Origin of the sequence: Blastococcus sp. HT6-4, assembly GCF_039679125.1 — a bacterium.
In the GTDB taxonomy this organism is placed as follows: Bacteria; Actinomycetota; Actinomycetes; order Mycobacteriales; family Geodermatophilaceae; genus Blastococcus; species Blastococcus montanus.
In genome coordinates, this window is the sequence record NZ_CP155551.1 from 2,903,808 (window position 1) to 2,924,739 (window position 20,932).

The window sequence follows — 20,932 nt, forward strand, 5'->3', positions numbered from 1 at the left end:
CCGTATCCGTGGCGGGGGGCCGGGAGACAGCGATATCGGTCGCCGAGTTATGCCCGGCCTGCAGCAACCGCTGGGTTCAGCTGCCGGTGCGCGCGACCGGAATGCCCGGCCAACCGGGGCCGGGCCGGAAGCCGCCGCGGCGGGCGGCGGGTGGGGCAGCCACCGGAGCGGCAACCAGGCGGAGCGTCGTCCCGCTCGCAGCAGGCACCTCGCGGCGGCGCAGGTTGTCCCGGCACCAGCGTTCGCAGTCAGCCATCAGGTTGCCGGTGGTCATCGGGCGGGAGATCCCGCTGGACGGCATGCCGGACAACGCTGCACAGCTCCTCGGCTCAGGACGACGGTTTCGGCGTCCCCACGGCAGGCTGCTGCCGGGCACGGTCGGAGCCGGCCGCGGAACGGCCGGGGACCTGCCGGGAGCGCGCCGGAAGACGGGGAAGGACGCGGGACCAACCGTAGGTGACGCCCGCGTCCGAGCCGGGCATCCCGATGACCGGCGCGCCCCGCTCAGCCGGCCACCGAAGAGCGAGACGGTCGCGCCGGGGCCGGGCCGTCACAGCATTGCGGCCGATATCCATCACAGCCAGGGTGAGCCCCAGTGGCGACGCCACCGGGGCGCCGCCACGAGCGGAAGGTGCGGTGGCATGCACGCTCGATCCACCACCATCGAGGCCGACCCCGACAACCTCGACGCCGGCATCGCCTTCACCCGCGACGAGGTGATGCCGGCGATCCAGCAGATCGACGGCTGCATCGGCCTGTCGATGCTCACCGACCGCGAGAGCGGCCGCTGCATCGTCACGACGTCCTGGGCCGACGCCGATGCCATGCGCGCGGCCACCGAGGACGTCCACCCCATCCGGCTCATGCAGGCCCTCGGCGCCCAGGGCCTCGACATCCAGGAGTGGGAGATCGCCGTCCTGCACCGCGAGCGCCCGGCCGGGGACGGCGCCGGCGCCCAGGTCACCTGGGCCCGCATCCCGCCGAACCACCTGAACGAACTCCTCGACGCCTACCGGCACAACCTCATGCCGCGGCTGCAGGAGCTGATGGGCTTCGACAGCCTGAGCATGCTGGTCGACCGGCGCACCGGCCGCACGGTCAGCGTCACCGCCTTCGAGACCCGCGACGCGCTCGCCCTGGTCCGCAAGCAGGCCAAGCACCTGCCCGAGCAGTTCGCCCAGGCCATGGGCGCCCGCATCACCGACATCGCGGAGATGGACCTCGCCGTGGCCCACCTGCGGGTCCCGGAAACGGTCTGACGGACGTCGCTCCCCAGGAGGAGCGCCAGTAGCGTCGACACATGGCGATCGACCCCCGCGGTGCAGACCTCGAGCGCTACCTCCAGGAGGACCCCGGCGGTCCTGTCATCATGCTCAACCTGCTCCGCTTCGCCGAGGGCGGCCGCGAGTCCTACGACCAGTACGCCAAGGCCCTCTCCGAGACCTTCCTCCCCCGCTACGGCGGCGAGGTCCTCTATGCCGGGGACGGCGGCACGCCGCTCGTCGCCGAGCAGGGCCAGAACTGGGACGCCTTCCTGCTCGTGCGCTATTCCTCCCGCGAGGCGTTCAGCCGCATGGTCGCCGACCGCGGGTACCAGAAGGTCACGCACCTGCGCACCCAAGCGCTCACCGAGGCCGTGCTCCAGCCCACCACCCCCTGGTAGCCGTGGGGGGTCGGGACGAGGGGACGCCGGTGCGCGGCCGCCTCGCCCGGACGGCCCGTCTCGCCGCACTCCCGGCCGCCTATGCCGGCCGTACCGCGCTCGGCCTCGGCAAGCGCCTCGGTGGCCGCCCCGCCGAGCTCGTCGCGGCGCAGGTGCAGCAGCGCACCGCCGAGCAGCTGTTCGCCACCCTCGGCCATCTCAAGGGCGGCGCCATGAAGATGGGCCAGGCGCTTTCCGCCATGGAAGCCGCGCTCCCCGAGCAGCTGGCCGGCCCCTACCGCGAGACGCTCGTCCGGCTGCAGGAGGCGGCGCCGCCCATGCCGGCCGCGCGCGTCCACGAGCAACTCGAAGCGTCGTTCGGACCGCACTGGCGCGAACGATTCCGCGACTTCGACGACCGGCCCGCCGCGGCCGCCAGCATCGGGCAGGTCCACCGCGCCACCTGGTCAGACGGCACGCCGGTGGCCGTCAAGGTCCAGTGCCCGGGCGCGGCCGAGGCCTTGGTCGCCGACCTCGGCATGCTGCAGAGAATTTCCCCAATCGTGAAGGCTACGGCCCCGCACCTCGACGTCCGCCAGCTCTTCAGCGAGCTGCGCGAAGGGTTTGTCGAGGAGGTCGACTACGCGCGCGAAGCAGAGGCCCAGACCGCCTTCGCCGACGCCTACCCGCGGGGACCGCCGACGTCCTCGTGCCCGAGGTGCTGGCCGTCGAAGGCGAGGTGCTCGTCACCCGGTGGATCGACGGCACTCCCCTGTCCCGCGTCATCACCTCCGGCACCCAGGAGGACCGCGACCGCTGCGGCGAGGTCCTCGTGCGCCTCTTCACCTCCGGCCCCTCACGGGCCCATCGGCTGCACGGGGACCCGCACCCTGGCAACTTCCGGCTCATGGACGACGGCCGGCTCGGCGTCCTCGACTTCGGGTCGAACCAGCCCATGCCGCACGGCTGGCCGGCCCGGCTCGGCCCCCTGCTCGCCGCCGGACGGGACGGCGACGCCGCGGAACTCCACCGCATCGCCGCCTCGGCCCACCTGCTGCGACCGGACGACGTGACGCCCGCGGCCCTGCTCACGCTCCTGGAACCCTACCTGCAGCCGCTGCGGAGTGAGCGGTACGCGTTCACTCGCGGCTGGTTGCAGGAGCAGACCCGGCGAGCCTCCGACCCCTCGGCGACGCCCGACGCACCCAGCGAAAACTGTCGATCCCGCCCGGCACCTGCTACTACAGCGGGTGGCCGCCGATCTGGTCGGCGTCCTCTGCTCGCTGAACGCCACCGTCGCGGTGGACGGCGAGCTGCGGCGGTGGCTGCCCGGCTACTGAGCCGAGCGGCGCATCGACCACATCTGGGCCGGGCGCTCGGACTGCATGGCGACGTCCCACGGGATCGCGCCGGTGACGGCCTCCTTGCGGAAGTTGCTCACCGCGATCCGCGCCAGCTCCGGGTCAGCCGCAACCCGAGCCGCGAGCTCCCGCGCCCGGTCCTCGACCGCCGCGTCTTCCGGCGCCTCCCAGGCCAGGCCGAGCTCGACGGCCTTCGCCCCGTTGATCTCCTCGCCGAACAGCGCCATCGCCGCCGCCGCCTCGCGGCCGATCAGCCGCGACAGGATGACGAAGTGCCCACCGCCCGGGTGCATCCCGCGCTTCAGGAAGCCGGCCAGCAGCCGCGCGTCGCGCGCGATGATCCGCAGGTCGGTCGCCAGCAGCATGTTCATGCCGGCACCCACCGCCGAACCCCGCACCGCCGCCACCGTGGGCACGCGAACCTGTCCCAGCCGGTAGAAGGAGTCGTAGATCTTGCCCATGCCCTCGTAGGCGTCCGGCGCCGCCGGGTCCTTGCCGGCCGAGGTCAGGGTCGCCACGTCGCCACCCGCGCAGAACGACTTGCCGACACCGCGGATGACCAGCGCTCCGACCTCCGGCTTGGCGTCCACCTCGTCGAACGTCGCGATCAGCTCGTCGGCCATCCCGGGCGTCAGCGCGTTGCGCCGATCGGGCGCGTTGAGCGTCACGATCGCGACGCCGCCGTCCACCTCGAGCTGAACCTCACCGGTACCGGCCACGAGCCCACCTTCCTGCCGAGCGGACCGGCCCCAGCGCCGACCCGCACATCACCTGACTGGCATCACACCACGGGCCCGCACCAGCCCGCGCACCGCGGTCGGGATCAGACGACGGTCGCCGACTCCACCAGCCGGCACAGCGCGTTGACCCGCCGCAGCTGCTCCGGCGTGCGCACCGGCGCGTCCAGCAGAAGCGGGCTCAGCACCACGACCGCCAGCGCCTGAGCCCGCGACACCGCCACGTTGAGCCGGTTCAGGTCGTAGAGGAACGACACGCCTCGCGGCGCGTCGTCCGCGCTGGTGCTCGTCATCGAGTAGAGGACCACCGGCGCCTCCTGGCCCTGGAACTTGTCCACGGTGCCGACCCGCGCCCTGTCCGGCAGCGCCGCCTTGATCAGCGCGACCTGCGCGTTGTACGGCGCCACGACGAGCACGTCCGACGGCCCGACCGGCGCCTCCTCCCCCAGGTGGTTCCGCCACGTCGAGCCCTGCACCGACCGCCACAGCCGCGCGACGGCGTCGGCCTCCTGCTGGCACTTGTCCGCCGCCGTCAGCACGTGCTCCACCGGGTGCACCCGCAAGCCACTGCCGGCGAGCAGCCCCTCCCCCAGCACCGCCACCCGGTCCCGGCCGTCCGCCGCCTCCAGCCGGCCCTCGTAGGCCAGGTCGGAGACGAAGGCCGTCAGCGAAGGGTGCATCCGGTACGAGCGGTCGAGGAACACCCCGCGGTCGGCCGGGATGGTCGCGTGGCCGTCCAGCAGGTGCTCGAGCGCCGACGCCCCGGAGCCCCCGGGGTGCACGGCCTGAGTGGGCTGGGCCAGCTGCTGCGGGTCACCCAACAGCACCATCGACCGCGCGCCCCGCGCTACGGCGACGGCGTTGGCCAGCGAGAACTGCCCGGCCTCGTCGACCACCAGCACGTCGACGGCCTGCGCCACATCGGCCCGGGTCCAGAACCACGCCGTCCCGCCGACCAGCCGCGCACTGCCGTCCGCCAGCGCCCGGGCGACGACGCCGTTGTCCCCAGACCAGGCGACGCCGGCCGCCCCGCAGTGCTGGCTCTCGTCGCACTTCTGCAGCGCCGGCCGACCCACCGCCTTGAGCAGGTTGCCGATGACCGCGTGCGACGTCGCCGTCACGCCCACCTTCTTCCCGGCGTCCAGCAGCTCCCGGATCAGCGCGGCGGCGGCCGTCGTCTTGCCGCTGCCCGGCGGGCCCTGGATCGCCAACACCTCGCCGTCCAGCGCCAAGCCGAGGCGCACGATCGCGTCCGTCGTCGTCTCACCCGGCAGCAAGCGCGTTCCCGCGGGAACGCGGCGCTCGACCAGTGCCTGTCCGAGGCAGTCCCGGCTGGCCAGCACGTCCTTGCCGGTGTCCTGGATCGCGGCGCGCAGACTCGCGGTGTTCAGCGGGCCCCCCGGACCGAGCCCGCGCGGCCGCGGCGGCTCGGCAGCGGTCGTCTTGAGGACGAGTCGACATGTCGCGATGTCGAGCTCCACCACCGTGCCGAGCCGCTTCGCGGTGTCCACGTCCAGCACGTCTCCACCGGAGGACACCTTCGTGTCCTGCACCGGAAACGCGTACTCGTACAGCTGGCTGCGCTTCTCCGGCCCCACGTACCGGACGAAGGACAGCCCGCCCAGCGCCGTCCCGTCCCCCACCAGCTCCTCGGCGTCGAAGTCCTGCAGGCGGTAGACCTCCCACCACGCCGGCCGGTCCTCGCGGCGGTGCCAGCCGACGAGGTCGCCCCAGCAGCTCGTGCCCGACCGCGTGCAGCCGGTCGGTCAGCTCCTGCTCGGCGGCCTGCGCCTCGGTCACCTTCGCGTCCGGCGCCACCACCGAGACCGCCGGCCGCGGCAACGGCCCGAGCTGCGCCTCCAGCTCGGCGCGCTGCTGCTCCAGCCAGTCGTGCAGCTCGCGGGTCGAGTCGACGTCGTCCTTGTTGTAGGCCTCGATGCCGTCCAGCCGGGCCTGGTCGCCGTCCTCCAGCCAGGCCTCGTACTCCAGAACGCTGCCCAGCGCGCTGGCCACCGCCCCGGCGTGCGAGCGCCCGTAGAACGCCTCGACCTTCTTGATCGAGTACGACTCCTTGCTGATCCGCATCGACTGCCGGACGACGGGATAGAGGTCGACGAACCGCTCCTCGCGCAGCAGCTGGTCGAGCTCCGCCTCGCGGACGCCGTAGCCGCCGGTCAGCTTCTTGAGCGCGGTTACCTCGTAGGGCGCGTAGTGGTAGACGTGCATCGCCGGGTCGGCCCGCACCGCCGAGACGATCCGGTCGATGAGGTCGGCGACCAGCTGCTTCTCCGCGGGCCGGTCGTGCGCCCACAGCGCGGTGAACCCGCCGGACCGGTCGCCGATGCCGGCGAGGTACTCGATGCCCGCGCCGTCCTCGAACCAGGGGTCGCCCTCGAAGTCGAGGTAGAGGTCGCCGTCGCTGGGCGGCGGCAGCCGGAGGAGCCCCAGGCCGTCGACCGGGTCGAGCAGCGTCCGGGACGCTACGCCCGTCGTCCGCTCGCGAAGCTGCTCGGCCGCCTGCTGCTGCAGCCGGGTGCGCGCGTCGGCACCGATGCCCGATGCCGCGAGCTGCTCCGGTCCTGCCGTGGCCAGCGCCGCCAGCGTCGGGATGCCCGCCGCGCGGAGGGCATCGCGGTGGTCGCCCCGCATGAAGGCGACCAGGCCGAGGTCGTCGGCGTCCCGCAGCTCGGTCGTGCACTTCTCCGCCCAGCGGCACTGGTCGCAGTAGGCGATCGGCGCGGGAGCGGTCGACGGCGGAGCGGTGGTGAACGCCTCCAGCCGGGCCCGCGCGCGGCGGGCGTACGCGGCGACGTCGACCAGCCGCCACGGCCGCGAGACGCCGTCGCCGGTGACGACGTGGATCCCGCCCGGCGCCACCCCCTGGAGGACGGTGAGCCGCTCGGCGTAGGTCGCCATCTGCAGCAGCGCGGCGACCTTGAGCTTCCGGGCGAGCTTGGTGTCGGCGATCTCGTAGGACCAGCCGCCGAAGGACGACGGCACCTCGACGCGGAGCAGGAAGTCGGCCTGCCCGCCCCAGGCGCCGTCGAAGAAGGTCCCCTGGTAGACGACGTCGACGCCGCTGCGCATCGCCTCGAACGTCTCGGCCTCGGCTCGGCGGCGCCCGGCCGCGTAGAAGACGGTGTCGATCTCGGCGACCGTCTTCCCGGCGGCCCGCAGCGACTCCAGGTACTTCTTCTCGTGCGCCACGCCGCGGTCGAAGACCAGCTGCAGCTCGTCGGTCGTCTCGGTCTCCGGGGCCGCCCACTCCCCCGCGGCCACGCCGAGGTCCAGCCGGGTCAGGTGCCGGCACTCCTGGTGGTGCGTCAGATCGGTCGGGCTCAGCACCAGCCGTCCGTCGAGTCGCTGCATCCCCGCACCTCTCCGCGTCGCCGTCCCGCCGGCAGTCCGTCCACGACCCTGCCTGACCGCAGCTGTAGCGGACACCTCCGACACGATCGGGCGCCCGGTGCCGGGATCGCCGACGAGGTCACCCCACCGTGGGACGCCGAAACATCAATCGGAGCGCACCCTGGGTTCACCGGGTTCCACCGATGTCGCCTCCAGCGCCGCACCGCACGCCGCTGGCTGCGCGACAGCCCGGTGTCCGTCCGCAACGGACGGGCACCGGGCCGCGGCATCGGGATGATCAGGGCGGGCTACTCGCAGCCGACACCGTCCCCGTCCCGATCCAGGTGACCGGCGTAGCCGGGGTCACCGACCCGCACGGGGGCTGCACCCGCGGCTCGGGCGGCGTCGCAGTTCTTGTAGTACGCGCTGGGCGCCTTCGGTGCCGGCGCCGGAGCGACCGGCGCCGAGGAAGCGGACGGTGCGGGAGCAGCCGAGCGCACCGTCGCCTGCGGTGCCGGGGCAGCGGATGCAGCCGCCTCACGCGCCACCAGCTCGCTCTCCCGCTGATCGAGCGCGGCACTGCGCGCGTCCAGCTCTGCCACCCGTGCGGCCAGGCGCGACTCCCCATCGGCGGTGACCCGACGGATCCGCGACTCCGCCTCGGCCACCTCGTCCTCGAGCTCGGCCGCCTCCTGCTGGGTGTCCGTCAGCTCGCTCTTGAGCGTCAGGTAGGCAGGTGAGGCTTCGACCTCGGGCGACTTGCCGCCGCCACCGACCGCGATGCCGATCAGGAACGCGAGCAGCGGGATCGCCCATTTCAACCACCGCTTCGGGCGCTTGTCGGAGTTGGTCGGAGCAGGAGCGGGAGCACCTGGCATGACAGCGGTGTCGGACACGATCGTTCTCCATTCCCCGTAGTGACACGGGACGGTATCGCTACCGCGCTCCGGCGAGTGGGGGAACAGAGGACGCTGCTGCGCCGGGGGGCGGTGGGACCGATGAGGCGCACGGATGGGCCTCTCCGCCGCTGCGGCGCCCTCGAGCACGGCCCGGGAGCGCCGGGCGACCGCCTGTCGTCGGTCCAGCTCGAGGGAGTCGCGCCGCCGGCGCCGTCCGCTCGATCGCGTCCATGGTGATCCGGCCTCGGGACGGCGCTGTCCGCGCGCGCACCCGTTGACAGCGGCCGGCACCCGAGCACGATGACCTGCGGCGACGCCGACGGGGCGCCGCGCGCCTGTCCCCGGAAGGGAGGGCGTCATGCACGCCCGCACCACCACGATCACCGCCGACCCGAACCGCATCGACGCCGGCATCACCGACGTCCGCGACACCGTCATGCCCGCCGTCAGCGGCATGGACGGCTACGTCGGGCTGTCGATGCTCTGCGACCGGAGCTCCGGTCGCTGCATCGTCACCACCGCCTGGGACAGCGAGGAGGCGATGGCCGCGACCCGCGACGGAGTCCGCCGGATGCGCGAGCAGGCCACCGAGCAGTTCGGCACTCCTGCGCCCGAGGTGCGGGAGTGGGAGATCGCGGCGATGCACCGGCTGCACCCCGCCGGCGACGACTCCTGCGCGCGGGTCACCTGGTCCTGTGTCGACCCGGCCACCATCGACAAGGTCCTCGACGTCTTCCGCACCGACCTCATCCCGCGGATGGACGAGATGCCCGGCTTCTGCAGCCTCAGCCTGATGCTCGACCGGCAGACCGGCGACAACTCCCTCACCGCCGTCTACGCCGACCGCCGGGCCATGGAGGCCTCCCGCCAGCGGGCCATGGTCATCCGCGACGAGTTCCGCCGCCGGCTGCACATGTCGGCCACCGACGTGGCCGAGTTCGACGTCGTCCTGCACCACCTGCGCGTCCCCGAACTGGTCTGACCGGTACAGGAGACAACGCATCCTCGGTGGCGAGGTCGGAGCCGCGCGCCTTCCCGGGGGAGATCGTCCGCCCGGAGCAGGACGCCGCCTGCCGGTAGCGCACCGGCGGCCCGGTCACGGAGCCTTGGCCGCCCGCCGATGAGGCAGCCATGACCAGTCGACATGTCGGTCCTGCGGAAGCGGCGCACGCGGCGGCGGCCAGCGCCATCCAGGAGCTCTACGACGAGGCGCTCCGTCACCTCGACGTCATCGCCCGCTCCCTGGGGGCAGCCGCCCCGGCGGCACAGGAGGCCGGTGAGCCGCACCAGCCCCATGCGGATGCGGGTCCGGCGACCCTGGAGCTCCCCCGCCGGCTGATCTCGCCGGTGGCCGCTGCGGCCTGACCCCCACCGCGCCGAGTGGCCGTCCGCGGCCGGCTGCTGCTAGGGATGCGGCATGCCGTACATCCAGATCACCATGATCACCGGCCGCACCGAGGAGCAGAAGCGCGACCTGCTCGCCGCGGTCAGCCAGGCCACCGCCGACAGCCTCGGTGCTCCGCTGGACACGGTCCGGGCCTGGGTCGTCGAGGTGCCGCCGACCGACATCGCGGTCGCCGGCGAGACGCACGCGGACCGCCGCGCGAAGAGCGACCAGACCTGAGGCGCGGCACACCCGCTTCCGACGGGCACACGCCGTCCGGAGCGAGCGGGGAGTTCAGTCCTCCAGCGACCGGATCCACAGCGCCGCCGCGCCGTAGGCGAGCGAGCTGACGACGGCGCGCGTGGTGGTCCGGCCGCCGGCCTGCCCTGCGCTCGCCAGCGCGGTGAGCGTGTCGAGCGCGTTCATCGCCACGACGGCGGCCAGCCCGCGGTCGACCTCTTCGTCGGTCTTCGCGGTCAGCGCCAGCGCCGAGACCACCAGCGCCCGGCTGCCGAAGAGCCGCTGCAGCTGCAGGCCCGACGGCGTCACCGGGACGCCGTAGCCGTTCGCCACCTTCCGCGGCGCCAGGACGCTGATCGCCCCGAACGCCGCTCCCACCGCACCCAGCGCCTGGGCCATCGACTTCTTCGACGACTCCGTCGCGGTCTTCTTCTTGGCCATCGTCAACTCCCGGAACGGATAAGGGACGGCGTGGGCTCACCGCCACCGGCCACTCAACCAGCGGCGTCCCCGGTCCGCAGCGCGAGCGACCCCGCCCGCCGCTAGCGTCCGGAGCCATGACCGCCGACCGCCGTGCACACCGGTCGCCCGCGCAGCCGACCGCCTCCAGGTAGACCGTGCCCGTCGAGTTGCAGCACCGCGCCACCTTTTGGGGCGTCATGCGCAGCCGGGTGGTCGGGAGGCTGCGGCCGGGCGTCCCGGAGGTCGTCGTCGTCCACGGGCTGGCGGTGGCCGACTACCTCGAGCCCGCCGTCCGCGAGCTCGGCGCCTGGACCCGCGCGCACCTGGTCGAGCTGCCGGGCTTCGCCGGCAGCGGTGAACCGCCGCGCCCGATGGACGTCGCCGACCACGCCGACGCCGTCGTCGAGTGGCTGGCCGCCGGCGGTCTCGACGGCGTCGTCCTCGTCGGCCACTCCAGCGGCACCCAGGTCGCCGCCCACGTCGCCGTCCGGGAACCCGACCGCGTGCGGGCGCTGGTCCTCGCCGGCCCGACCGTCGACCCGGCCTACCGCAGCATGCGCCGCGTCCTGCTCGCCTGGCGGCGCAACCACGAGCTGGAGCCGCCGGAGCTCGACGTCCAGCACACCCAGGACCGGCAGCGCGCCGGTCTGCGCCGGGTCCGGCACGCGCTGGCCGCGCATCTCCGGGACCGCCTCGAGGACACCGTCGAGCGGGTGCCCCAGCCGGTGCTCGTCCTGCACGGCGACCGCGACCGCCTCTGCACCGAGGCCTGGGCCCGCGAGCTGAGCGAGCGAGCGCGGGACGGCCGCTTCCGCAGCGTCCCCGGCGCGCACAGCTTCGTCTGGACGGCGCCCGGCGCGTGGTCCGCCCCGATCGCCGAGCTCGCCGGAGTCCCACCGCGTCCCGTCGATTGACCCCCGGGATGGCGGGCGACACGATGACCCGACCGCCGTCCGAGAACCGTGAGGGACACCATGGGCAGCACGGAGACGATCCGGATCCCCCACCGCTGTACCGTCCGCAGTTCGCGGACGAGCAGCTCTCCGCCACCGCCAACCTGCTCGCCATCGAGCCCTACGGGCACGGGGGGACCCGCGCCTCGTACGGGCAGTTCACCTACTGGGACACGGCCATCGCCGGGCTGCAGGTGCTCGACGCCGGCATCCCCGACGCCTTCGTCCTGGGCACCTCGCAGGGCGGATGGATCGCGGCACGCATGGCGATGCTGGCCCCCGGCACCGTCAAGGGCATCGTCCCGCTCGGCACCTCGATGGACTTCGAGAGCCAGCGCAGCCGCGAGCTGGGGTGCTGGGACGGGGTCGCGTTCTGCACCCCCGCCATCGACGCCCTCGCGCAGCCCGTCGGCGACGACTGGGTCATCCCGGTCGAGCTCGTCGACGCCACTCTCGCGGAGGGCATGGGCGACGACGTCCCGGACGACGAGCGCGCCTTCTGGCACAAGACGCACCAGGAGAACTACGCCGGCGACTCCGGGCGGGAGCGGCTCCGGATCAGCAGCATCAACCTGCGCGACCGGGACGGCCTGCACGGCCGGCTGGACAGCGTGCGGTGCCCCGTCCTGTGGATGCACGGCACGGCGGACCGGGTCTACTCGGTGGCGAACGCCGAGGCCGAGATCGGGCTCTTCGTCAACAGCGCGAACGCCGAGCTGCGCGTCGTCGAGGGCGGGCAGCACTTCCTCAGCGCCACCCACGCCCAAGACGTGAACGCCGCGACGGTCGAGTTCATCAACCGCTGGAAGTAGCGCTCGCCGGCCCTGCCGGCACCCCGCCGCGCGATAGGGTCGGCCCCGTCCCGAACGTCCGTGTGTAACTACCTGCTGCCGCCCTCGCCCGGCGGATCAAGGCGGCACGCCCCGATCCGCAGCAGCAGAGGTCATGTTCCGCACGCGCCCGACCAGCTCCGTGCTCATCCGCTCGGCCGGTCTCTCCTACTTCCCGATCGCCTTCATCGCGCGGCTGCCGTTCGCGATGATGACCGTCGGCGTCCTCACCCTGGTCGTCGCCGAGCGCGGCTCGGTGACCCTCGGCGGGCTCAACTCGGCCGTCGCCGGCCTGGGCACCGCGATCGCCGGCCCCCTGCTCGGCGCCGCCGCCGACCGCTTCGGCCAGCGCCGGGTGCTCGTGCCGGTGGGGCTGGTCAACGCCGCCCTGCTCGGCGCCTTCCCGTTCGTCGTCGCGAGCACCGCCGCCGACGCCGCCGTCCTCGCGCTCTCGGTGCTGATCGGCATGTCCGCGCCGCAGGTCGCCCCCATGTCGCGCACCCGCCTGATGGCCGTCATCCGGCGCTCGGTGCAGCGCGACCGCCGCGAGAAGGTGCTCAACGGCACGATGGCCTACGAGTCCGCCGCCGACGAGATGGTCTTCATCGTCGGCCCGTTCCTCGTCGGGCTGCTCGCCGTCGCGATCGCGCCGTGGGTGGCGATCGCCGGCGCGTCGGCGCTGACGTTCGTCTTCGTCACCGCCTTCGCCCTGCACCCCACCGGCCGGCTCCACCCCGGCACCGACGCAGCGGCCACGACCCAGGCGCCCGCCCGGGAGCTGTTCCGGTTCCGGCTGCCCACCGTCGTGGTCGGCACGCTCGGCGTCGGCGTCTTCTTCGGCGCGACGCTCACCTCGCTCACCGGCTTCCTCGCCGTCGACGGCGACGGCGACAGCGCCGGCCTGCTCTACGGCGTCATGGGCATCGGGTCGGCCGTGCTCGCGCTCGGCACCGCTGCCCTGCCGGAGCGGTTCACCCTGAAGGCACGCTGGCTGGCCTTCGGATCGCTGCTGCTCGCCGCCGCGGTCATCTACGCGTTCGCCCGGTCGGGCACCGGGCTCGTCATCGCCCTCGCGGTGCTCGGCTGCGGCGTCGGGCCCACGCTGGTCACCCTGTACAGCCTCGGCGCGACGCTCAGCCCGGCCGGCCGCTCGGCGACCACCATGACCATGCTCAACTCCGCGGTCGTCGTGGGGCAGGCGGTCGCCGCCGCGGTGACCGGCCTCGTCGTCGACCGACTCGGCATCAACGCTGCTCTCACCGGGCCCGCCGTCGCCGCGGCGATCGTGGTCGCCGCCGGAGTCGCGCACGCCGCGGCGAGGCAGCGGGTCGCGGAGCCGGAGCGGGAGCCGGTTCCCGCCTGAGCAACGGCGCGACCCGGTGGGAGTACTTGCGCACTGCCCCTTCCCTCGCCCCTCGGAGGCGAGTAGAGACAGCACATGACGACGACCGAGGTCCGCAGCGTCACCCACCCGCTCGCCCGGCTCACCGCCGAGGAGATCACCGCCGCCGCCGGGATCGTCCGCGATGCGGACCTGGTCGGCGAGCACACGCGGTTCGTCTACGTGGGGCTGATCGAGCCGCACAAGGACGACGTCCTCGCCTTCACGCCGGGCGATCCGATCGAGCGGCGGGTCCGCGTGCTGCTGCTCGACCGCAGCACCGGCGACGGCCGCGACGTCACCGTCTCGGTCACCGGCGGCGCCGTCGTGGAGAACGTCGAGATCGACGGCGTGGCCGACGGCCAGGTGCCGATCCTGGAGGAGGAGTTCGGCGTGATCGAGCCGATCCTCGCCGAGGACGAGCGCTGGGTCGCGGCCATGACCAAGCGCGGCCTCGACATCGCGGATGTCCGGGCGGTGCCGCTGTCGGCCGGCTCCTACTTCGAGGAGGAGTTCGGGCACCGGATCATCCGGGTGCTCGGCTTCTTCCAGGCCGACGAGGCCGACCTGCCGTGGGCGCACCCGGTCGACGGCGTCGTCGCCTACGTCGACATGACCCGCGGCGTCGCGACGGCGGTGCACGACCACCTCGACCTGCCCGTGCCGGCCGAGCGCGGCGAGTGGAACGCCGAGCCGCACGCCCAGCCCACCCGCACCGACCTCAAGCCGATCGAGATCACCCAGCCCGAGGGGCCGAGCTTCACCGTCGACGGCGACCAGGTCACCTGGGCCGACTGGACGTTCCGCATCGGCTTCGACGCCCGCGAGGGCCTCATCCTGCACCAGCTCGCCGTCGACGGCCGGTCGGTGATCTACCGGGCGTCCATCGCGGAGATGGTCGTCCCCTACGCCGACCCCTCTCCGGTTCGGTTCTGGCAGAACTACTTCGACACCGGCGAGTACCTCTACGGCCGGTTCACCAACTCCCTCGAGCTCGGCTGCGACTGCCTCGGCGAGATCCACTACTTCGACGCCACCCTCGCCGGGGAGGACGGCGCCGCGAAGACGATCACCAACGCCATCTGCATGCACGAGGAGGACTACGGCGTCCTCTGGAAGCACACCGACCTGTTCAACGGCATGGCCGAGACGCGGCGGCAGCGCCGGCTGGTGGTCAGCTTCTTCACCACTGTCGGCAACTACGACTACGGCTTCTACTGGTACCTCTACCTCGACGGCACCATCGAGCTGGAGTCGAAGGCCACCGGGGTGCTGTTCTCCTCGGCCTACCGCGGCGACGAGCACCCGTACGCCACCGAGGTCGCGCCCGGGCTGGGCGCGCCGTTCCACCAGCACCTGTTCTGCGCGCGGCTGGACATGGCCGTCGACGGGCGGGCGAACACGGTGGTCGAGATGGACGCCGTCCGGCAGCCGATCAGCGAGACCAACCCCTATGGCAACGGCTTCGGCCGCTCCATGACACCGCTGACGTCGGAGTCGCAGGCCCAGCGGACGGCGGACGCCACCGTCGGCCGCACCTGGTACGTGCTCAACCACGAGAAGCGCAACCGCCTGGGCCAGCCGGTCGGGTACGCGCTGTACCCGCAGGCCGGCCCGCTGCTGCTGGCCGACGACGAGTCGTCGATCGCCAAGCGGGCGACGTTCTCGACCAAGGCCCTGTGGGTCACGCCCTACGAGCCCGCCGAGCGCTACGCGGCCGGCGACTTCGTCAACCAGCACCCGGGGTCGGGCGGCCTGCCGGCGTTCGTCGCGAACGACCGACCGCTCGAGGGCCAGGACGTCGTCCTGTGGCACACCTTCGGGCTGACCCACTTCCCGCGGTCCGAGGACTGGCCGGTCATGCCGGTGGACTACGCCGGGTTCACGCTCAAGCCGGTCGGGTTCTTCGACCGCAACCCGACGCTCGGCGTGCCCGCGTCGACCTCCTCGCACTGCGCCGGTCAGGAGCCGCACTGCAGCTGAGCGCCGGGGCTCGGATCTCGGCAGGCGATCTGCGGCAACCCTGTCGCAGATCGCTTGCACATTGCTAGCATCGTCGCGTGCGAACCCTGTACCTGCGCAACGTGCCCGACGAGGTCGTCGATCGTCTCGAGACGCTCGCCGAACGCCAGGGCATGTCGGTGAGCGCCCTGGCCCTTCGCGAACTGACCGAGGCATCCCGGCGGGCCGACAACCCGGAGCTGCTGGCCGGGCTGCCTGACCACGGCATCGCGGCCTCGACCATCGTGGAGGGCCTGGCCGCCGACCGCGCCGCCCGGTGATCGTCGTCGACGCGTCGGCCGCCGTCGCCGCCCTGCTGAACGCCGGCCCTGCCCGCGCGGCGCTCTCCGACGAGGCCCTCCACGCTCCGCACCTGATCGATTCGGAGGTGGCACAGGCGCTCCGGCGTCTGGTGGTGCGCGGGTCCCTCGGCGCGGACGACGGATGGGCGGCGCTGGACACCTGGCGCCGCCTGGGCATCGTCCGTCACCCCGTCAGCGGCCTGCTCGACCGCGTCTGGGAGCTGCGGGACAACGTCTCCGCGTACGACGCCTCGTACCTCGCGCTCGCCGAGGCACTCGGCTGCAGTCTGCTGACCGCGGACGCGCGGCTCGGCCGGGCTCCTGGTCTCCGCTGCCCGGTGACGGTCGTCCCCCGCTGACCGAACACCGGCTGAAGGCGGCGGCCCCGCGACGACCGGAGTCGCCCGCGGGGCCGCCGTCCTCACCTCAGATGCTCAGCCCGCTGCACCCGCTCGTGCAGTCGACGGTCCAGATCGAGCCGGCCAGCGCGCTGAACCGGGCCGACGGCAGGAGCCGCTCCCCGCGCGGACCGCGGACCGTTCCGTCGGACGAACCCGCCGGCGGCGCAGCGCCGCCCGGTGCGTCGACCACCGGATCGGCGCCGGGGGCCGGCGCCGACGGTGCAGGCGCGGACGGCGCCGACGCCACCGTCACCAGCGTGAGCGCGTCGTCCAGCACCGTCTCCGTGCGGTCGGGCGCGAAGACGTGAACGTCGTAGACACCGGCCATCAGCTGCGGCGACTCGAAGACGATCTCCGTGCCGCTCAGGCCGACGATTCGCACCGCCGTGCTGGTACCGACGCGCACCCGCACCCCGGACTCGAAGCCTGAGCCGCTGATCCGCACCCGCGTACCGCCGGAGGCGCTCACCACCGACGGTGAGACCGAGGTGATGCGGTACGCGCCCACCGACGGGAACGACTTCTCCCCGCCCGTGACCGGCTGCGGTGCCGACGGCGCAGGAGCCGACGGTGCCGGGGCCGACGGAGCCGGGCTCGACGGAGCCGGGCTCGACGGTGCCGGGGCCGACGGAGCGGGCGATGCCGGTGCCGGCGACGACGGCGTCTCGCCACCGGGCCGCGGCGCGATCGGTGCGGTGCTGCCGTCCGGGGTCCTGCCACCGCCCACCACGGGCGACGACGGGGCCGGGGCCGGGGAGCTCCCCGGCGCGGGCGTCGAGCCACCGGGTGCCGGGCTGCCGACCGACGGTGCCGGCGCACCCGGCGCCGGAGCGCCCGGAAGGGACGGCGCCGGAGCGGTCGGCGACGTCGGAGCCGGCGTCGGAGCGGTCCCCGGCGCAGGGGTCGCGCCACCCGGCGCCGGGTCGCTGCCGCCCGGTGCCGGAGCGGAACCGCCCGACGGCGGGACCGGCGTCCCCGGGGACGGCTCCGGCGCCGGCTCGGCGCTGCGCTGCGCCTCCTCGCCCACGAGGAGCGGGGCGGCGTAGGCCATGCCGAGCGCCTCGCCGTCCAGGAACAGCTGGGCAAGCAGCACGTACCGGCCGTCCTGCAGCTCGGTGCTCGGTGCCAGCAGCAGCGACCCCAGCCCCTCCCGGTTCCCGAGGGAGAACCGCGCCTCACCGGCGTCGTCGGTCGTCACCGTCTGGCCGTTCAGCGCGATCGGGTGCTGCGTCAGCGCCAGGACGTCACCGCCGTGCTCCATGCCCAGCGAGATCCGCGCCTCGTAGGCGCCACCCGGCACCGAGCCACTGGCCACGACCTGCGGCGTCACCGTCCCGGCCATCGCCGTCATGTTCGTGAAGCGGTACTTCACCGGCGCCGCCGTCTCGCCGAACTTCGTCAGCGACAGCCGGCCGCCGGTCACCGACCTGCCGGCGAACGCCGGCAGGGGCTCGACGTCGGCGAGCAGCCGCTGCACCACCTCGGGTGCGGACGCCGCGCGGTCCAGCCCCCGGTAGAGCGCCGCCGCCGCAGCCACCTGCGGAGCCGCGATCGAGGTGCCGCTCACCAGCTTGTACCAGCCGTCGGGCGTCGTGGAGAACACCAGCGTCCCGGGGGCGAAGAGCTCCACCGTGCCCGCCCCGTAGGCGGAGAAGTCGCTGACCGTGTCGGCGGCCGTGCTGGCGCCCACGGTGATGACGTTGGGCCGGTTGATGCTGGCCGGGTACACCGGCGAGGTGTCGCGGTTGGCGCTGTCGTTGCCGGCCGCGGCCACGACGACGACGCCCAGGCTGTTCGCGTAGTCGATCGCCTCGGTCAGGATCGCCGCGCCCCCGGGACCGCCCCAAGAGGCGTTGATGACGTCGGCGCCGTTGTCCGCCGCGTACCGGATCGCCTGCGCGCCGAGGTTGAGGTCGACGCTCCGCCCGGCCCCGATGACCAGCGGCATGATCGAGACGTCCGGCGCCACGCCCGCGGTGCCCTGGCCGTTCCCGGCGCGGGCACCGACGGCGCCGGCCACCGTGGTGCCGTGCGAGTTGTCCAGTCCGGCGTTCGTGACGTCGGCGGAGTTCGTGTAGAAGTTCCAGCCGTGGCAGTCGCCCGGCTTGCCGTTGCCGTCGGTGTCACCGGCGCCGCAGGGCTGGTCGGGATTGGTCCACAGCGCGCCCTGCAGGTCGGGGTGGCCGGCCGCGAACCCGCTGTCCAGGACGGCGACGGTGAGGCCCCGGCCGGTGCCCGCCCGCCAGCCCTCCGGCGCCGAGACGTCGGCCTCGGCGACCCCGCTCTGCCCGTAGGCGTTCGAGCCGGTGTTGCTGAGGTTCCAGCCGTAGGTGCTCCAGTAGGGGTCGGAGACGGATTCCCCGAACACCTCGCCGGGCTCGGAGGGCGTCACCTGCGCGCCGGCCAGCAGCTCGGTGACGACGGACGGGACGAGGCCCTTCCCGGCGACCAGCGCGGACCCGTCGAACAGCGACTGCGCGGAGGCGATCGCCGGGTGGGCGTCCAGGAGCGCGACCTGCTCGGCGGTGACCCCGCCGTCCAGCGTGACGACGAGGCGGGTGAGCCCGTCACCGGCCGGGCCGAAGCCGTCGGCGATCGGCACCGCCGGCGCCGCGGAGGCGAGCGTGCCGATGACGGCGGTGCCCCCGAAGCCCAGCGCCGCGGCCGCCAGCACCGCGATGCCGCGGCGCCCCCTGCCGGCCGACCGGCGTGTCGTGTCCCTCATGCGTCACCTGATCCGTCCACGGGACCTCTTCCTGCAGGACCTCGGCACGAACCGGTCGGTTCTGGATAGCTCGAACGAGGGAGCTGCCGCGCGACACCCGGCGGCTCGCCGACGTACCGGGGTCAGCGACTACTGAACCCGCTGCCCCGGCGCTACCGTCCGCCCGTGGACACCGACTCCCCGGAGGACGGCCGGCCGCCGCGGAGCCGCCTGGCGCGGGCGGTTCGTCTGGCCGCGCTGCCGGCCGCGCACGCCGGCCGCACCGCCGTCGGGCTCGGCAGACGGATCGGCGGCCGCCCCGCCGAGGCCGTCGCGGCGCAGGTGCAGCAGCGCACCGCCGCGCAGCTGTTCGCCACGCTCGGCCAGCTCAAGGGCGGCGCCATGAAGGTGGGTCAGGCGATGTCGGCGATGGAGGCGGCGCTGCCCGAGCAGCTGGTCGGCCCTTATCGCGAGGCGCTGGTCCGGCTGCAGGAGGCGGCGCCGCCCATGCCGGCGGCGATGGTGCACGCCCAGCTCGACCGCGCCTTCCCCGGCGGGTGGCAGCGGCACCTGCGCGACTTCGACGACCGGCACGTCGCCGCGGCCAGCGTCGGTCAGGTGCACCGCGCCACCTGGTCCGACGGCACCCCGGTCGCGGTGAAGATCCAGTACCCGGGCGCCGGCGAGGCGCTGGTCGCCGACCTCGGCATGCTGCAGCCGCTGGCCCCCGTCATCCACGCCGCCATGCCCGGGCTCGACGCCCGGGAGCTGATCGCCGAGCTGCGGGAACGGCTGGTCGAGGAGCTCGACTACGCCCGCGAGGCCGAGAGTCAGTCCGCGTTCGCCGACGCCTACCGCGACGATCCCGACATCGCCGTCCCCGACGTGCTCGCCGCCGAGGACGTCGTGCTGGTCACCCGCTGGCTCGACGGCACGCCGCTGTCGCAGGTCATCGCCGCCGGCAGCCAGGACGACCGCGACCGCGCCGGGCTCCTGCTGGTGCGCCTGCTGCTCTCCGCCCCGGTGCGCGCCGGCCGGCTGCACGGCGACCCGCACCCCGGCAACTTCCGGCTGCTGCCCGACGGACGGCTCGGCGTCCTCGACTTCGGCGCCGTCGAGCCCATGCCGGCCGGCTGGCCGGCCCGGCTGGGCCCGCTGCTGGCCGCGGGCCGGGACGGCGACGCGGCGGAGCTGCACCGCATCGCCGTCTCGGCCGGCCTGCTGCAGCCGGGCACGGTCGACCCGGCCGCCCTGCTGGCGCTGCTCGACCCGTACCTGGAGCCGCTGCGCACGCCCGACCACCGGTTCACCCGCAGCTGGATCCAGGAGCAGACCCGGCGAGCCTCCGACCCGCTGAGCAGCGCCGCCCGCACCCAGCGCCGGCTGACCATCCCGCCCCGCCACCTGCTGCTGCAGCGGGTCGCCACCGGGCTGGCCGGCGTCCTGTGCTCGCTGGGCGCCACGGTGGCCGTGGACGCCGAGGTCCGCCGGTGGCTGCCCGGCTACGACGACGGCGGAGCCGCTACTCCGGCGTGACGTACGCCCCCGAGATGCCGCCGTCGACGAGGAACGACGACGCGGTCATGAACGATGAGTCGTCGCTGGCCAGGAACGCGACCGCCGCCGCGATCTCCTCGGGCTCGGCGAAGCGGCCGAGCGGCACGTGCACCAGCCGCCGCGCCGCCCGCTCCGGGTCCTTCGCGAACAGCTCCTGCAGCAGCGGCGTGTTCACCGGGCCGGGGCACAGCGCGTTGACCCGGATGCCCTCCCGGGCGAACTGCACGCCGAGCTCCCGGCTCATCGTGAGCACGCCGCCCTTCGAGGCGCTGTAGCTGATCTGCGACGTCGCCGCGCCCATCACCGCCACGAACGACGCGGTGTTGATGATCGAGCCCTTGCCCTGGCGCTGCATGTACGGGATCGCCGCCTTGCAGCACAGGAACACCGAGGTCAGGTTGACCTCCTGCACCCGCCGCCACGCATCCAGGCCGGTCACCAGGATCGAGTCGTCGTCCGGCGGCGAGATGCCGGCGTTGTTGAAGGCGACGTCCACCGATCCGTAGGTGTCGTGCGCCGCGGCGAACAGCGCCGCGACGTCGCTCTCACTGGTCACGTCGGTGCGCACGAAGAGGCCGTCGACCTCCTTGGCCGCGGCGGCGCCGGCCGACTCGTCGACGTCGGCGACCACCACCCGGGCACCCTCCGAGGCGAGCCGGCGCACCGACGCCAGCCCGATCCCGCTGCCACCCCCGGTCACCACGGCGACCCGGCCTTCCAGACGCTGCAT

Annotated in this window: 20 protein-coding genes and 2 pseudogenes; 14 read left to right on the top strand and 8 right to left on the bottom strand. The window is 73.8% G+C overall.

From position 1 onward, the window contains the following. Positions 1 to 76: 76 nt before the first annotated feature. Positions 77 to 274, bottom strand: a complete 198-nt coding sequence (locus tag ABDB74_RS13860; protein WP_346619249.1) for a hypothetical protein — start codon at positions 272 to 274, stop codon at positions 77 to 79. A gap of 367 nt (positions 275 to 641) precedes the next feature. Here ABDB74_RS13860 and ABDB74_RS13865 point away from each other — a divergent pair, with 367 nt between their 5' ends. The 4 genes and pseudogenes from ABDB74_RS13865 to ABDB74_RS13880 form a co-directional block, all read left to right on the top strand. Next, complete coding sequence (locus ABDB74_RS13865) at positions 642 to 1,259, top strand: antibiotic biosynthesis monooxygenase (RefSeq protein WP_346619250.1); 618 nt, start codon at positions 642 to 644, stop codon at positions 1,257 to 1,259. Between the two features lie 41 nt (positions 1,260 to 1,300). Then, on the top strand, positions 1,301 to 1,663 hold the full coding sequence (locus ABDB74_RS13870) for a DUF1330 domain-containing protein (protein ID WP_346619251.1): 363 nt from the start codon (positions 1,301 to 1,303) through the stop codon (positions 1,661 to 1,663). Positions 1,664 to 1,902: 239 nt separating this feature from the next. Continuing rightward, positions 1,903 to 2,313: pseudogene (locus ABDB74_RS13875) on the top strand (AarF/UbiB family protein); the annotation flags it as partial. A 68-nt stretch (positions 2,314 to 2,381) separates the two neighbouring features. Then, positions 2,382 to 2,552, top strand: a pseudogene (locus ABDB74_RS13880) (AarF/UbiB family protein); the annotation flags it as partial. A 423-nt stretch (positions 2,553 to 2,975) separates the two neighbouring features. Here the strand turns inward: ABDB74_RS13880 and ABDB74_RS13885 are convergent. The 4 genes from ABDB74_RS13885 to ABDB74_RS13900 form a co-directional block, all read right to left on the bottom strand. Further along, entirely contained in the window at positions 2,976 to 3,722 is a 747-nt protein-coding gene (locus tag ABDB74_RS13885; RefSeq protein ID WP_346619252.1) for an enoyl-CoA hydratase/isomerase family protein, read from the bottom strand. A gap of 104 nt (positions 3,723 to 3,826) precedes the next feature. Further along, complete coding sequence (locus ABDB74_RS13890) at positions 3,827 to 4,984, bottom strand: ATP-binding protein (RefSeq protein WP_346619253.1); 1,158 nt, start codon at positions 4,982 to 4,984, stop codon at positions 3,827 to 3,829. Positions 4,985 to 5,003: 19 nt separating this feature from the next. Beyond that, entirely contained in the window at positions 5,004 to 7,109 is a 2,106-nt protein-coding gene (locus tag ABDB74_RS13895) for a TM0106 family RecB-like putative nuclease (protein WP_346619254.1), read from the bottom strand. 287 nt (positions 7,110 to 7,396) lie between these two features. Further along, the gene (locus ABDB74_RS13900) at positions 7,397 to 7,984 is read right to left on the bottom strand and encodes an excalibur calcium-binding domain-containing protein (RefSeq protein ID WP_346619255.1); all 588 of its coding nucleotides are present in this window, start codon (positions 7,982 to 7,984) and stop codon (positions 7,397 to 7,399) included. Between the two features lie 361 nt (positions 7,985 to 8,345). Between ABDB74_RS13900 and ABDB74_RS13905 the strand changes: the two genes are divergently transcribed. The 3 genes from ABDB74_RS13905 to ABDB74_RS13915 all read left to right on the top strand — a co-directional run bounded on the left by ABDB74_RS13905 (position 8,346) and on the right by ABDB74_RS13915 (position 9,611). Continuing rightward, complete coding sequence (locus tag ABDB74_RS13905; RefSeq protein ID WP_346619256.1) at positions 8,346 to 8,969, top strand: hypothetical protein; 624 nt, start codon at positions 8,346 to 8,348, stop codon at positions 8,967 to 8,969. A gap of 149 nt (positions 8,970 to 9,118) precedes the next feature. Further along, positions 9,119 to 9,352, top strand: a complete 234-nt coding sequence (locus ABDB74_RS13910; RefSeq protein ID WP_346619257.1) for a hypothetical protein — start codon at positions 9,119 to 9,121, stop codon at positions 9,350 to 9,352. 52 nt (positions 9,353 to 9,404) lie between these two features. After that, entirely contained in the window at positions 9,405 to 9,611 is a 207-nt protein-coding gene (locus ABDB74_RS13915; RefSeq protein ID WP_346619258.1) for a 2-hydroxymuconate tautomerase family protein, read from the top strand. A 54-nt stretch (positions 9,612 to 9,665) separates the two neighbouring features. Here the strand turns inward: ABDB74_RS13915 and ABDB74_RS13920 are convergent, their stop codons facing one another. Beyond that, positions 9,666 to 10,052: a hypothetical protein gene (locus ABDB74_RS13920; protein WP_346619260.1), complete on the bottom strand. Its 387-nt coding sequence runs from the start codon at positions 10,050 to 10,052 to the stop codon at positions 9,666 to 9,668. A 176-nt stretch (positions 10,053 to 10,228) separates the two neighbouring features. On the opposite strand from ABDB74_RS13920, the gene ABDB74_RS13925 reads away from it, so the two are divergent. From ABDB74_RS13925 to ABDB74_RS13950, 6 genes are all read left to right on the top strand, one after another. Further along, positions 10,229 to 10,987 carry an alpha/beta fold hydrolase gene (locus ABDB74_RS13925; RefSeq protein WP_346619261.1) on the top strand — a complete coding sequence of 253 codons (759 nt, stop codon included), beginning with the start codon at positions 10,229 to 10,231 and terminating at the stop codon, positions 10,985 to 10,987. A gap of 23 nt (positions 10,988 to 11,010) precedes the next feature. Beyond that, positions 11,011 to 11,838: an alpha/beta hydrolase gene (locus ABDB74_RS13930; protein WP_346619262.1), complete on the top strand. Its 828-nt coding sequence runs from the start codon at positions 11,011 to 11,013 to the stop codon at positions 11,836 to 11,838. Between the two features lie 133 nt (positions 11,839 to 11,971). Further along, entirely contained in the window at positions 11,972 to 13,219 is a 1,248-nt protein-coding gene (locus tag ABDB74_RS13935) for an MFS transporter (protein ID WP_346619263.1), read from the top strand. A 75-nt stretch (positions 13,220 to 13,294) separates the two neighbouring features. Continuing rightward, complete coding sequence (locus ABDB74_RS13940) at positions 13,295 to 15,220, top strand: primary-amine oxidase (protein ID WP_346619264.1); 1,926 nt, start codon at positions 13,295 to 13,297, stop codon at positions 15,218 to 15,220. Between the two features lie 77 nt (positions 15,221 to 15,297). Next, positions 15,298 to 15,519, top strand: coding sequence for a hypothetical protein (locus tag ABDB74_RS13945; protein WP_346619266.1), 222 nt, complete (start codon positions 15,298 to 15,300; stop codon positions 15,517 to 15,519). Next, positions 15,516 to 15,899, top strand: a complete 384-nt coding sequence (locus ABDB74_RS13950) for a type II toxin-antitoxin system VapC family toxin (protein WP_346619268.1) — start codon at positions 15,516 to 15,518, stop codon at positions 15,897 to 15,899. Before ABDB74_RS13945 ends, ABDB74_RS13950 begins: the two co-directional genes overlap by 4 nt. 67 nt (positions 15,900 to 15,966) lie before the next feature. Here ABDB74_RS13950 and ABDB74_RS13955 read toward each other — a convergent pair whose 3' ends face one another. After that, positions 15,967 to 18,666, bottom strand: coding sequence for a S8 family serine peptidase (locus ABDB74_RS13955; protein WP_346619269.1), 2,700 nt, complete (start codon positions 18,664 to 18,666; stop codon positions 15,967 to 15,969). A gap of 165 nt (positions 18,667 to 18,831) precedes the next feature. Between ABDB74_RS13955 and ABDB74_RS13960 the strand changes: the two genes are divergently transcribed. Further along, positions 18,832 to 20,181 (top strand): AarF/ABC1/UbiB kinase family protein, encoded by a 1,350-nt coding sequence (locus ABDB74_RS13960; protein WP_346619270.1) that lies wholly within the window; start codon positions 18,832 to 18,834, stop codon positions 20,179 to 20,181. On the opposite strand, the gene ABDB74_RS13965 is transcribed toward ABDB74_RS13960, so the two are convergent. After that, positions 20,168 to 20,932, bottom strand: a complete 765-nt coding sequence (locus ABDB74_RS13965; protein ID WP_346619271.1) for a 3-oxoacyl-ACP reductase — start codon at positions 20,930 to 20,932, stop codon at positions 20,168 to 20,170. The two genes, ABDB74_RS13960 and ABDB74_RS13965, sit on opposite strands and share 14 nt — an antisense overlap.

Excerpts from the sequence above, each read along its gene's own strand:
- ABDB74_RS13935 (WP_346619263.1), top strand. The coding sequence starts at position 11,972 with ATGTTCCGCACGCGCCCGACCAGCTCCGTGCTCATCCGCTCGGCCGGT.
- ABDB74_RS13905 (WP_346619256.1), top strand. The coding sequence starts at position 8,346 with ATGCACGCCCGCACCACCACGATCACCGCCGACCCGAACCGCATCGAC.
- ABDB74_RS13860 (WP_346619249.1), bottom strand. The coding sequence starts at position 274 with ATGACCACCGGCAACCTGATGGCTGACTGCGAACGCTGGTGCCGGGAC.
- ABDB74_RS13895 (WP_346619254.1), bottom strand. The coding sequence starts at position 7,109 with ATGCAGCGACTCGACGGACGGCTGGTGCTGAGCCCGACCGATCTGACG.
- ABDB74_RS13930 (WP_346619262.1), top strand. The coding sequence starts at position 11,011 with ATGACCCGACCGCCGTCCGAGAACCGTGAGGGACACCATGGGCAGCAC.
- ABDB74_RS13910 (WP_346619257.1), top strand. The coding sequence starts at position 9,119 with ATGACCAGTCGACATGTCGGTCCTGCGGAAGCGGCGCACGCGGCGGCG.
- ABDB74_RS13940 (WP_346619264.1), top strand. The coding sequence starts at position 13,295 with ATGACGACGACCGAGGTCCGCAGCGTCACCCACCCGCTCGCCCGGCTC.
- ABDB74_RS13955 (WP_346619269.1), bottom strand. The coding sequence starts at position 18,666 with ATGAGGGACACGACACGCCGGTCGGCCGGCAGGGGGCGCCGCGGCATC.
- ABDB74_RS13870 (WP_346619251.1), top strand. The coding sequence starts at position 1,301 with ATGGCGATCGACCCCCGCGGTGCAGACCTCGAGCGCTACCTCCAGGAG.
- ABDB74_RS13865 (WP_346619250.1), top strand. The coding sequence starts at position 642 with ATGCACGCTCGATCCACCACCATCGAGGCCGACCCCGACAACCTCGAC.
- ABDB74_RS13965 (WP_346619271.1), bottom strand. The coding sequence starts at position 20,932 with ATGCAGCGTCTGGAAGGCCGGGTCGCCGTGGTGACCGGGGGTGGCAGC.
- ABDB74_RS13920 (WP_346619260.1), bottom strand. The coding sequence starts at position 10,052 with ATGGCCAAGAAGAAGACCGCGACGGAGTCGTCGAAGAAGTCGATGGCC.
- ABDB74_RS13915 (WP_346619258.1), top strand. The coding sequence starts at position 9,405 with ATGCCGTACATCCAGATCACCATGATCACCGGCCGCACCGAGGAGCAG.